The organism is Aliiruegeria lutimaris (assembly GCF_900099935.1).
GTDB lineage: Bacteria > Pseudomonadota > Alphaproteobacteria > Rhodobacterales > Rhodobacteraceae > Tropicimonas > Tropicimonas lutimaris.
Genome location: NZ_FNEK01000114.1, coordinates 1 through 10676, shown reverse-complemented (window position 1 = coordinate 10676; position 10676 = coordinate 1). Strand labels below are relative to the sequence as shown.

The following is a 10676-nucleotide window of genomic DNA, read 5'->3' as shown; positions in this document are numbered from 1 at the left end:
AGTGCTCGCCGAGAAACCCTTCAGGCTCGCTACTGTAGCCATGGCCAACAAGTCCGCCCGGATCATCTGGGCAATACTGACAAAACGAGAAGAATACCGGCAGCCAATCGCCTGATGCTGCCAAGAGATGCAAGACGCTTGATGTGATGATGCGAAATGAAGTCAACCAAAAGTAAGGACACTCCGTCGAACGGCATGGCCCTCGAGGTCGTTAAGCCGATTGGAACCTTACTTGCGGAACTCATCAAGGCCAGTGGCAACCGCCACACTAACAGGCCGGACACACGACTGTACTGACAGACCATCGCGACCACAGAAATCTCTTGCAATGCAGGAGCCATCCACACAAGCCGTCCGTTGGTGCGCATGTTTGCCGCGGCGCAGCCCGTCAGATCCGCCATTCGCGCGACTGGTACGATCCATTAGATTACGCGGGCATCCCCGCTCGCGTCGGTTAAAACCCAACGCGGTCGCCACCTTTCAGGTCAAGCATTTCTCGCGCCTCGTCGGGTGTGGCAACCTCGCAGCCGAGGTCCTCGACGATGCGGCGGATCTTAGCAACCTGCTGGGCGTTGCTTTCCGCTAGCTTCCCGCGCGAGATGAACAGGCTGTCCTCAAGGCCGACGCGGACATTGCCGCCCATCTGGCTCGCGGTCGTGGCCAGGCCCATCTGCGCCCCGCCCGCCCCGAGCACGGACCAGCGATAATCTTCGCCAAAGAGCCGGTCGGCGGTGCGTTTCATGAAGATCAGGTTGTCGATTTCCGGTCCGATCCCGCCGAGGATTCCGAAGATGAACTGGATGAAGATAGGCGCCTTGAATAGCCCGATATCCATGCAGAATTTCAGGTTGTAAAGATGGCCGACATCGTAGCACTCGTGCTCGAACTTGATGCCGTGCGGGGCCAGTTGCGTGGCCGCGTTCTCGATATCCGCGAAGGTGTTGCGGAAGATATAGGTGTCTGAATTTTCGATATATTCCTTCTCCCAGTCGAACTTGAACGCGTCGAACCGCCTGGCCAGCGGATGGAAGGAGAAATTCATCGATCCCATATTCATCGAACACATCTCCGGCGAGAAGCGCAGCGCGGGGGCAATGCGCTTCTCGATCGTGTTCTTCAGACTGCCGCCGGTCGAGATGTTCACCACCGCGTCCGTCGCCTGCTTGATGCGGGGCAGGAAGGCGGCGAAATCCACCGGGTTGATGGATACCGCTCCGTTCTCCGGATTGCGCGCATGTAAGTGGAGAACCGAGGCACCGGCCTCTGCCGCGTCCAGCGCCTGTGTGGCGATATCGTCGGCCGTGTACGGCAGCGCGTCGGACATGGTGGGCGTGTGGATCGCGCCCGTGATGGCACATGTGATGATCGTCTTTTGCTGGCGGGCCATGTCAGGGCTCCTTGTTGTCGGTCCGGCTCACGCGGTAGCCGAGCGGGAAGAGGTTGAGGTCGTAGCGGTCGCGGATGAAACCCCAGACGCCGCGAGGGGCCTTGAGCATTACCAAGATGGCCACGGCGCCAAGTACCATGAGGTAGATCGTGCCCAGATCGGCGAGCGTCTCGCGCAGGGCGAAGAAGATCAGCGTACCGATGATCGGGCCTTCGATTGTGCCAATACCGCCGATGACGACGATGAAGATGACGAAGGCGGTCCAGTCATTGACCGAGAAGGCCGCGTCCGGCGAGATCCGCAGCTTTTGCAGGAAGATCAGCGCGCCGATGATGGAGGTCAGCGCGGCTGTCAGAACGTAGACGGCGAATTTCGTGCGCCAGATGTCGATCCCGAGGGAACCGGCGGCGAGCTCATTGTCGCGAATGGCGGTGAGAGCCAGTCCCCGCCGGGAGCGCAGGAAGAGGTGGACGACGAGGATCACCAGCACGGCCGCGCCGAGCGCCAGCCAGTAGGAGAGCCATTCGCGGCCCTGCCGGGAAGCGGCGAGCGATTTCACGATGCCGACCGGGAGCGAGGAGCCGGAGCCGCCGCCAAGCGCCGAGACCTGTGCGAAGCTGAGGCGGAAGACCTCGGCGATGACCCAGGTGCCGATGGCGAAATAGGCCCCCCGCAGCCGGAAGATCAGTGCCGCGACGGGCACCGAAATCAGCGCGCCAAGCAGACCTGCGGCGGCGATTGCAACGACGGGCTGGAAGCCCGCGAACATGGTCAGTGCGAAGAGCATGTAACCGCCGAAGCCGACATAGGCCTGCTGTCCGACCGAGACGAGCCCGGCATAGCCGGCCATCAGGTTCCAGAGGCTCGCGAGCGAGAGGTAGAGGAACAACTCGCCCAGCTGGCGCAGATCGGCGCGCCCCGCCCACCACGGCGCAGCAACAAGCAGCGCGAGTGTGATGGCGCCGAGCATAGCCGCAACGCGGGCGGCCGGCGTGGCACGGGTGACGGTATAGCCGTTGACGATCATGCGGAGATCCTCGGGAAGAGGCCGTTCGGGCGAACGGCGAGGATGAGCAGGAAGACGATATGGCCCGCGAGGATCTGCCAGCCCGGGTCGATCTTGGCGCCGATGGTCTGCGCCACGCCGAGGATGACGCCGCCCGCGAGCGTGCCCCAGAGATTGCCAAGCCCGCCGATGATCACCGCCTCGAAGCCGAAAATCAGCCGGCCACCGCCGATGGAGGGGTCAAAGCTAGTGCGGATGCCAAGCAGGATGCCGGCAATGGCCGTTACCCCGAGCGCCAGCGCCATGGCCAGGCCGAAGACATGCCGGCGGTTGATGCCCATGAGCTGCGCGATGTCTTGGTTGTCGGAGACCGCGCGGAAAGAGCGGCCAAGCGGGGTATGGTAAAAGGTCCATTGCAGGCCCCAGATCACGAGAACAGCGATGGCAAAGGTCAGGAGCGGCAGGACGCCGAGGGAGAGGCCCGCGACCGGCACGCTTGCTGTCTCCAGCCCGCCGGCGTTCAGCTTTTGCGGGTCGGCGGAATAGATCTCCAGCAAGCCGTTCTGGAGGATGACCGAGAGGCCGAAGGTCACAAGCAGCGGCGGCAGGATGTCGTCGCCCAGCGTCTGGTTGAGCAACCCGCGTTGCAGGGCGTAACCAAGCGCTGCCATGAGCGGCACGACGACAATGAGCGCCAGCAGCGGGTGCATCCCCGTTGCCGTAGTGACCGTTAGCCCGAGAAACGCCGCTAGCACGATCAGGTCGCCATGGGCGATATTCACCAGCCGCATGACGCCGAAGATGAGCGAAAGTCCCGCCGCGAAGAGCGCGTAGAGACCGCCCAGCAGGATTCCCTGCACGAGTGCATTGATCCAGTCCATATCAGTCGATCCCGAAATAGGCGCGGGAGATCTCCTCGCGCGAAACAGTGTCGGAGGCGCCTTCGAGCGAGACCCGGCCCTCTTGCAGGCAATAGACGCGAGAGGAAACCGAGAGCGCCTTGGAGATATCCTGCTCGACGATCACCGCGCTCATCCCCTGGCTGATGATTCCGGGGAGTGCGGCGTAGATGTCCTTGATGATGACCGGGGCCAGCCCGAGCGAGATCTCGTCAAAGAGGATCAGGTCGGGGTTCGACATCAGCGCCCGCCCGATCGCGACCATCTGCTGCTGGCCACCTGAAAGCGATGTGGAGGGCACGTTGCGGCGCTCCTCGAGGATCGGGAAGAGGTCGTAAAGGGTCTTCAGGTCCCAATGGCCTTGCCGGCCGACCTGCCCGCCGATCAGCAGGTTCTCCTCGACGGAAAGTGAGGGGAAGAGCTGCCGCCCTTCGGGCACTAGCGCGATGCCCTTCAACGCCACCTCGTCTGCACGCAGGCTGCCGATGGCGCCGCCGCGATAGCGGATCTGGTCGCGCCGGTTCGAGAGCAGCCCCGAGATGGAGCGCATCATGGTCGTCTTGCCGGCCCCGTTGGAGCCGATGATCGCCAGAACCTCGCCCTCGGTGACGTGCAGGTCGATGCCATAGAGCGCCTGGAAGTCGCCGTAATGGGCGTCGAGCCCGTGGAGTTCGAGAATGGTGTCAGGCATCGGCTTCGATCCCGAGATAGATTTCTTGCACTTCCGGGCTCTCCATGATCGCGTGCGGCGCGCCCTCGGCGATCTTGCGGCCGAAATCGATGACGATCAGCCGGTCGACGACCTCCAGCAACGCGTGAACGACATGCTCGATCCAGATGATCGTGACGCCGGAGCGATGGATCTCGCGGATGGTCTCCACGAGCGAGACGCATTCCGCCTCGGTCAGCCCGCCGGCAATCTCGTCGAGCAGCAGGAGTTTCGGCTTGGCGCAGAGCGCGCGCGTCATCTCGAGCCGCTTGCGTTCCAGCAGCGTCAGCGCACCGGCAGCGCTGTTTGCCTTCTCCATAAGCTCGGTCTGTTCCAAGATCTCAAGGCAAAGCTTTTCCGCTGCGCGTTCCCGCAGACCCGCAGCCTGCGTCGCGGCCACCATCGCGTTCTCGAACACGGTCATATGGGTGAAGGGTTGCGGCACCTGGAAGCTGCGCGCCACGCCCGCGCGGCAGCGCTTGGCGGCGCTGGTGCGGGTCACGTCCTGCCCGTCGAAAACGATGCTGCCTGAGTTCGCGCTCAAGGTGCCGGTGATCAGGTGGAACATCGAGGTCTTGCCCGCGCCATTCGGCCCGATCACCCCGAGCGCCTCGCCGCGCGGTACCTCGTAGCTCAGTTCGTCGGCCACCTTGACGGCGCCGAAGGCCTTGGAAATCCTGTCTAGTTTCAGGATGTTGTCCATCTCTTCTCCTTGTCGGCGGGTGGCGCGGACTGCGCCACCCAGCCTCGTGAGTGGTTTCAGAGAAGCTTCAACGCGCCTGTCAGCGGGATGTTCGGGGCGGCGGAGTTGGCGACGATCTTGAGATCCATCGCGTCGCCGTCCTTCTGCCACTGGCCCGCGACAAGCGGTGTCTTGGTGACGTTGTTGATCGGCCCGTTGGCCCAGTTCACTGGCCCCACGATTGTGTCGATATTGGAGGCGGCAATGGCCGAGACGATGGCCGCCGGGTCTTCCAGATCCTCGGCCCGCTTGATGACATCGGCCACGACCTCGAACAGCGCGTGCTTGAAGCCGATGGGCTGGGTCCAGGGGCGGCCGGAGGCGGCGGAATAGCCCTCTGCAAGTTCCTTCGCGGAGGCGCCGGTGAGCGACGAGGAGAACGGATGGTTCGGCGACCACCAGACCTCGGAGCTGAGGCCATCGCCCCGCTCCCCCAAGCTTTCGATTACCGAGGGGAACAGCAGAGCCTTGCCGATGGTCACGACCTTGGGCGCAAACCCCTGCTGTGCCGACTGCGCCCAGAAGGTCGCGAAATCGGGCGGGATCATGTTGCCGGTGACGATCTCGCAGCCCGCTTCCTTGAAGGCGGCAATCTGGTTGGAGAAATCATCCGAGAGCGGCTGGTAGCGTCCCGGATCGACAAGATCGTAGCCGGCAGCGGCGAGGGGCTTGGGCAAGCCGTTCTCGGCATCGCCCCAGGCATTGCCATCGGCATCATTGGGGAAGAGGCCGCCAACGTTCTTGGCAACGCCCGCACCGTCCCACATGTCGAGGAAGGCGGCAATCACGTCTTCCAGCCCCCAGAAGAAGTGGTAGGTGTTCTGGAAACCCTCGCCCGGCACGCCGTTGCGGCCGAAGAAATAGGGCTGCCAGGGACAGTCAGTGGTGATGCAGGGCAACTCGTTCACCTCGGCCTGATCGGAGACCGGGTTCACGGTGTCCGGAGTCGAAGCGGCAACGATGATATCGACCTCGTCGCCAAGGATCAGGTCCGCAGCCACCTCGGCGGCGCGGTTCGGGTTCGACTGGCTGTCCTTGGAGATGATCTCGACCGAATAGGCCTTGCCGTTATTCTCCAGCCCGCTCGAGAAAGTCTCGGCGATAGCCTGCAAAACGTAGTCATCGGCCTCGGCAAAGCCCGCCAGTGGGCCGGTGCGCGGGCTGACATGGCCCACCTTGATCACCGGGTTGGCCGCATAGGCGCGGGTGCTGCGCAGGATGGCCGGCGCCGCGATGGCCGCCGCACCGGTTGCCAGAAATCCGCGACGGGTCGGTTTTCGGAAAGTCGTCTTCATAATTCGTGTCCTCCCTTGTCCGGGTCTGCCCCGGTTTTCCTCGCGTTCATTCGGTCAGAATTGCTTCCAACCGGGTCAGATGCCGCGCCACGCGCGTTCGCACGGCATCCGCGTCTTCTTCGGTCCACTGGTAAAACCCTTGCCCCGATTTCATCCCGAGCCGCCCGTCCTCCACGAGTTGTTCGAGATAGGGCGACGGTCCGGGCCGACGTTCGAGGTCGGCCAGGACGTTTTCATGGATGTCGAGCGTCAGGTCCGTGCCGACGAGATCGGCGTTTTCCAGCGGGCCGAGCACCGCGAGGCGCCGCCCGAAGCTCGACTTGATGACGGTATCGACGGCCTCCGCGTCGCAGATGCCGTTCTCGACAAGGCTTACCGCCTCGCGCCAGAGCGCGTGTTGCAGGCGGTTGCCAATGAAGCCGGGCACGTCCTTGTTGACCATGACCGGTGTCTTTCCAGCCCCCTTCAACAGCGCGAAGATTTCCTCCGCGACCTCCGGTTTAGTGTCCTCGGTGCGGATCACTTCTACCAGAGGGATCATGTGCGGCGGGTTCCACCAATGGGTTCCGAGCGCCCGCGCCTTCAGCCGAAGGCCGAACATGATCTCGGTGATCGGCATGACGGAGGTGTTGGAGGCGAGAATACAGTTCTCGGGCGCGTGGCGTTCGACTTCGGCAAAGATCTCCTGTTTCAGCGCCATCTTCTCCGGCGCCGCCTCGAAGACCACATCCGCGGAGCGAACTGCATCCGCCAACTCGGCGATGACCGTGACCCGGTCGAGCGTCGCGTCAATCTCGGAAGCACCAATCCCGATGGCGGCCATGCTTTGTCGAATGCGGTCCGCAACCGTTTCCCGCGCCGCGGGGATCGGGTCGGTAATGGCCACAGAATGGCCGGAGCGGGCCAGCGTCAGGGCAATCCCGTGGCCCATCAGGCCCGCGCCGATCACGGCGATCTGATATGGGTTCGACGTCACCGCTCAGCCCGCCGTATAGCCGCCATCGGCATAGAGGATGTGGCCGGTGTAGAAATCCGACGCCTTGCTGGCCAGGAACAGGAGTGGCCCGGCGAGGTCTTCGGGCTCACCAAGCCGGCCGACCGGAACGCGGGCAAGAAACCCGGTTCGTACCTTCCTAGCCTCCTCGGAATCTTCGAACATCCACGCCGTGAGCGGTGAACGGAAAACCGTCGGCGCAATCGCGTTGACGGTAATTCCCGCGCTGGCCAGTTCGCAGCCCAAAGCCTTGGCTATTCCGTCGACCGCCGATTTGGACGCGCAATAGGCCGAGTAGCCGGCGGGGTGCCCGAGCAGTCCGCGCGCGGACGAGACCAGGACGATCTTTCCGGAGCACTGTTTCTTCATCTGCCCCGCAGCAGCGCGGGCAAGAAGCCACGACTGGGTGACATTCGCATTCATGACCGACTCGAAGGTCTCGGGCGTCATGTCGTTGACCAGCGCGACCTTGTTCATGCCGGAGGCAACGACCAAGATATCGAGCGCGCCGTGCGCGGAAACCGCCTGTTCCACCAAGCCGTTGCAGGTGGCCTCATCTGTCGGGCGGGTGTTGATGGCCGTCACTTCGGCCCCCATCTCGCGGCATTCATTGGCGATGGAGTCCAGCGCCTCCTGCTTGCCGGCGACCAGTACAAGCTTGCAGCCGGCACCGGCGAGAATGCGGGCCGCGACCATGCCGAATGCGCCCGAGGCGCCGGTAATCAGCGCCACCTTGTCCTTCACGTCGAACATCGAAAGCGGATTGTTCATCACGTTCATAGCTCAGGTCTCCGGCGGGTAGGGTATGACCACCAGCATCTGCGCGGTCAGGTTAGTCTTGTTTGTGAGCAGGCGCACTTCGCCGGGGGCAATGGTGCAGCTGTCGAACTTGCCGAGCATGGTTTCCTGCCCGTCAATCTCGACGGTCATCTCGCCTTCGAGCACGACATAGACCTTCTCGAAGGGCGTGGAGTCCGGCCCCGCGCCGCCACCGGGCAGAAACTGGCTGAAACCGATCCACTGGTTCTCCGGCCCGCCTTCCTCGAAGCCCTGAAGCCGCAAGCCGAAGCACTCCCGGTGGTTCGGGGCCTCGTAAGGCTGCGCATCCTTGAAACGCTTCACATGCATTGATGTCCTCCCCTGTTCTTGAAGTGGCTGGCCGCCACCTTGTCGGGCGGCCTTGCCGGGTCAGAACGTTTCGCCGGCCTCGATGCGGTAGTTCTGGCCCTTGTCGATCATCGCGACGAGGCGAATGATGCAGCCATCGCCGCGGTCCCAGTTCCACGGGAAGAAGGCGAATGTGCAGCGCTTGCCAGTGACGGCGTCCAGATCACCGCCGACATTCTCGATGCCGAGGATGCCGTTCTTGAACAGCTTCTGGTGCACCGGCTCCCATTCCGGGAAATCGACCTCCCACGGTGTGCCGCCCGACCACTCGAGATATTCCTTCTCCAGATGCGGCAGGATGGGGCCGTTGCGCTGCGGGCCGATGGCGGTGGCGAGCGGGTGGTCATTGGCCTGTGTGTCGTGACCCACGACCTTGATGCCCTTCTCGACAATCCAGTCAGCCGCGGACGGAACGAGGCCCGGGCAATAGGCGAAGTAATCGCCGTCCTCGTATTGCTTGTGCCAGCCGGTATTGATGATCAGCACGTCATTCTTGCGGATCGCGTGACCGCAGGCCTTCTCCAGGTCATCTGCGGTGATCTGCTCCCACTTCTTCTTAGGGATCGGGACCACCAGCCCGGTGCCGAAGAAATGCGGCAGCGGTACCTCGTCGATGAAGGGCGTGCCCTGCACCACATGCGCGGGCGCGTCGATATGGGTGGTGACATGCATCGTGGTGGTGATCGTCTGGCTCAGCACGCCGGACTTGGCCATGTAGTGCTTCCGGTCGATCTGGACGTCCTTGAAATAGGGCCAGTTGGGGCACTGGAAGCCATAGCGGTGGCTGAGATTGTAGAACTCCAGCCCCATGTCGTTGTCCGTGTTTCCCTGGAACTCGATGCCGCGAATTTCGACCATCGGGCAAACCTCCTCTGTTCGCCGACTCCGCCGGCGTTTTCATTTCCAATCTGTCAGGATGGCTCCTCCCACCTGTCTCGTATTATGGTGCAGGTGCACCGCATTGCAGTCAATAAAAAATTGCAATGCGGTCTGCTTGTATCGTAATGTGGGACGGTCACATCTCCGAAGGAAATCTGGCAAGGATGTGGACGGAGCAGAGGAAGCGTGGCGCAAATGGCTGAAAATGAGAACAATTCATCGCGAGCTGGGATTCAGGTCATCGCCCGCGCAGCGACCATCCTGCGAGTGCTCGGAGAGAATCAGGGCGGCATGAGCCTCGGCCAGATCGCCGAACGTGTTGGCTTGCCGCGCTCTACGGTACAGCGAATCGCAGGTGCTCTTCAAAATGAACGGTTCGTCATGAGCGATGGCAGCGGCGGCGGGCTGCGGCTCGGCCCGGCCATCGGATCGCTGGCCGAAGCGGCCCGATACAATATCGTCGAGCAATGCCGCCTGGTCCTGACCGAGTTGACCCAGCGAACCGGCGAAACGGCCGACCTTTCCGTCTTACGTGGAGCCGGAATGATATTTCTCGATCAAGTTCCCGGAACGCACAGGTTACGCACGGTGTCCTCGGTTGGTGAGGTTTTCCCGCTGACAACAACAGCAAACGGCAAAGCATGCCTGTCCAGATTGCCCGAGGCGACCGCACAGAACCTGATCTCGAACGAATGGCAAAGAAACGGGATAGAAGGCGACATGAACGCCTTTCTGGCCGAGTTGTCCGTTATCCGCGAAACGGGCCTCGCCTATGATCACGACGATCACACCACCGGGATCTCCGCGATCGGCTTCGCCTTCCATGACTGGGCCGGGGACTTGCATTCTATTTCCGTTCCGATCCCGACGACGCGCTTCGACGAAAATCGAAAGACGGTAGAAGAGGAACTCCGCCGAACAGCGGCAAACGTCCTGCAATTGATGGGCGGATGAAGCGAAAGGTGAATCGGGCACTCGAAAGTCCGCTCATTCACTTCATGCCTCTGTCGGTGTGAATGCGGCGGAGTTCCGCTGTCCGCCCTTTCTATCGGAATGCGGCACTCGGCATCAGCAGCGGCTTTGACGCTTGAATAGGCCGATCAAATCGGCCCTCACGAATGACGGCTTCGGCCAAGCTCGCCAAAGTATGCAGGTTGCGCCTCCCACTCCACCGGAAACGGCTCCAGCACCCGTGCCAGCGTCACCTTGTCCCCCTGCGTCCCATCCAGGATCGCCTCGACGATGTCGGGCGCAAGCAGCGTCAGCCGCAGGACACGTGGAGTGCCCCCAATGAAGTGGTCCACCAACTGGGATAGCTTTATCCCGTTTTCAGGAGGACCAAACGATGGCTGGAAAGCGAGACAAACCCGAGGAGATCGTGCTGAAGCTGCGGCAGGTTGAAGTGCTGCAAGGTCAGGGCAGCTCGGTTGCCGATGCCGTTCGCCAGATTGGCGTGACGCAGCAGACCTACTACCGATGGCGCAAGGAGTATGGCGGCATGAGCCGGGATCAACTGAAGCGCCTGAAGCAGTTGGAAACGGAGAACCAGCGGCTCAGGCGCGCGGTATCTGATCTGACGCTGGACAAGATGGTTCTGG

At 62.4% G+C, this 10676-nt stretch carries 13 protein-coding genes and 1 pseudogene; 3 read left to right on the top strand and 11 right to left on the bottom strand.

What is annotated here, in order from left to right; all coding sequences use genetic code 11:
- A pseudogene (locus BLR85_RS30130) lies at nt 1-115 on the top strand (IS110 family transposase); the annotation flags it as partial.
- Between the two features lie 339 nt (nt 116-454).
- Here BLR85_RS30130 and kce read toward each other — a convergent pair.
- From kce to BLR85_RS26445, 10 genes are read right to left on the bottom strand one after another with little or no spacing between them, the layout of a single operon-like run.
- A complete protein-coding gene (kce, locus tag BLR85_RS26490) occupies nt 455-1387 on the bottom strand; it encodes a 3,5-dioxohexanoate:acetyl-CoA acetone transferase (protein WP_093164473.1) in 933 nt (310 codons plus the stop codon).
- 1 nt (nt 1388) lies between these two features.
- A complete protein-coding gene (locus tag BLR85_RS26485; protein ID WP_093164471.1) occupies nt 1389-2414 on the bottom strand; it encodes a branched-chain amino acid ABC transporter permease in 1026 nt (341 codons plus the stop codon).
- A complete protein-coding gene (locus BLR85_RS26480) occupies nt 2411-3274 on the bottom strand; it encodes a branched-chain amino acid ABC transporter permease (protein WP_093164469.1) in 864 nt (287 codons plus the stop codon). The genes BLR85_RS26485 and BLR85_RS26480 overlap by 4 nt, the downstream gene beginning before the upstream one ends.
- A 1-nt stretch (nt 3275) precedes the next feature.
- Nucleotides 3276-3983, bottom strand: a complete 708-nt coding sequence (locus BLR85_RS26475; protein ID WP_093164467.1) for an ABC transporter ATP-binding protein — start codon at nt 3981-3983, stop codon at nt 3276-3278.
- The gene (locus tag BLR85_RS26470) at nt 3976-4704 is read right to left on the bottom strand and encodes an ABC transporter ATP-binding protein (protein WP_093164466.1); all 729 of its coding nucleotides are present in this window, start codon (nt 4702-4704) and stop codon (nt 3976-3978) included. Before BLR85_RS26470 ends, BLR85_RS26475 begins: the two co-directional genes overlap by 8 nt.
- Nucleotides 4705-4760: 56 nt before the next feature.
- Nucleotides 4761-6038, bottom strand: a complete 1278-nt coding sequence (locus tag BLR85_RS26465) for an ABC transporter substrate-binding protein (protein WP_093164464.1) — start codon at nt 6036-6038, stop codon at nt 4761-4763.
- Between the two features lie 46 nt (nt 6039-6084).
- A complete protein-coding gene (locus BLR85_RS26460; protein WP_212635172.1) occupies nt 6085-7014 on the bottom strand; it encodes a 3-hydroxyacyl-CoA dehydrogenase family protein in 930 nt (309 codons plus the stop codon).
- Nucleotides 7015-7017: 3 nt separating this feature from the next.
- Entirely contained in the window at nt 7018-7812 is a 795-nt protein-coding gene (locus tag BLR85_RS26455; RefSeq protein WP_093164462.1) for an SDR family NAD(P)-dependent oxidoreductase, read from the bottom strand.
- Between the two features lie 3 nt (nt 7813-7815).
- Nucleotides 7816-8160 (bottom strand): cupin domain-containing protein, encoded by a 345-nt coding sequence (locus BLR85_RS26450; protein ID WP_093164460.1) that lies wholly within the window; start codon nt 8158-8160, stop codon nt 7816-7818.
- A gap of 60 nt (nt 8161-8220) precedes the next feature.
- Nucleotides 8221-9057: a cyclase family protein gene (locus BLR85_RS26445; protein WP_093164458.1), complete on the bottom strand. Its 837-nt coding sequence runs from the start codon at nt 9055-9057 to the stop codon at nt 8221-8223.
- A gap of 216 nt (nt 9058-9273) precedes the next feature.
- Between BLR85_RS26445 and BLR85_RS26440 the strand changes: the two genes are divergently transcribed.
- Complete coding sequence (locus BLR85_RS26440; protein ID WP_093164456.1) at nt 9274-10032, top strand: IclR family transcriptional regulator; 759 nt, start codon at nt 9274-9276, stop codon at nt 10030-10032.
- A gap of 158 nt (nt 10033-10190) precedes the next feature.
- Here BLR85_RS26440 and BLR85_RS26435 read toward each other — a convergent pair whose 3' ends face one another.
- A complete protein-coding gene (locus BLR85_RS26435; protein WP_093164453.1) occupies nt 10191-10385 on the bottom strand; it encodes a hypothetical protein in 195 nt (64 codons plus the stop codon).
- A gap of 38 nt (nt 10386-10423) precedes the next feature.
- Between BLR85_RS26435 and BLR85_RS26430 the strand changes: the two genes are divergently transcribed.
- Nucleotides 10424-10676 (top strand): transposase (locus BLR85_RS26430; RefSeq protein ID WP_139188569.1); only part of this gene is annotated, 253 nt, incomplete at its 3' end.

Excerpts from the sequence above, each read along its gene's own strand:
- kce (WP_093164473.1), bottom strand. The coding sequence starts at position 1,387 with ATGGCCCGCCAGCAAAAGACGATCATCACATGTGCCATCACGGGCGCG.
- BLR85_RS26485 (WP_093164471.1), bottom strand. The coding sequence starts at position 2,414 with ATGATCGTCAACGGCTATACCGTCACCCGTGCCACGCCGGCCGCCCGC.
- BLR85_RS26480 (WP_093164469.1), bottom strand. The coding sequence starts at position 3,274 with ATGGACTGGATCAATGCACTCGTGCAGGGAATCCTGCTGGGCGGTCTC.
- BLR85_RS26475 (WP_093164467.1), bottom strand. The coding sequence starts at position 3,983 with ATGCCTGACACCATTCTCGAACTCCACGGGCTCGACGCCCATTACGGC.
- BLR85_RS26470 (WP_093164466.1), bottom strand. The coding sequence starts at position 4,704 with ATGGACAACATCCTGAAACTAGACAGGATTTCCAAGGCCTTCGGCGCC.
- BLR85_RS26465 (WP_093164464.1), bottom strand. The coding sequence starts at position 6,038 with ATGAAGACGACTTTCCGAAAACCGACCCGTCGCGGATTTCTGGCAACC.
- BLR85_RS26455 (WP_093164462.1), bottom strand. The coding sequence starts at position 7,812 with ATGAACGTGATGAACAATCCGCTTTCGATGTTCGACGTGAAGGACAAG.
- BLR85_RS26450 (WP_093164460.1), bottom strand. The coding sequence starts at position 8,160 with ATGCATGTGAAGCGTTTCAAGGATGCGCAGCCTTACGAGGCCCCGAAC.
- BLR85_RS26445 (WP_093164458.1), bottom strand. The coding sequence starts at position 9,057 with ATGGTCGAAATTCGCGGCATCGAGTTCCAGGGAAACACGGACAACGAC.
- BLR85_RS26440 (WP_093164456.1), top strand. The coding sequence starts at position 9,274 with ATGGCTGAAAATGAGAACAATTCATCGCGAGCTGGGATTCAGGTCATC.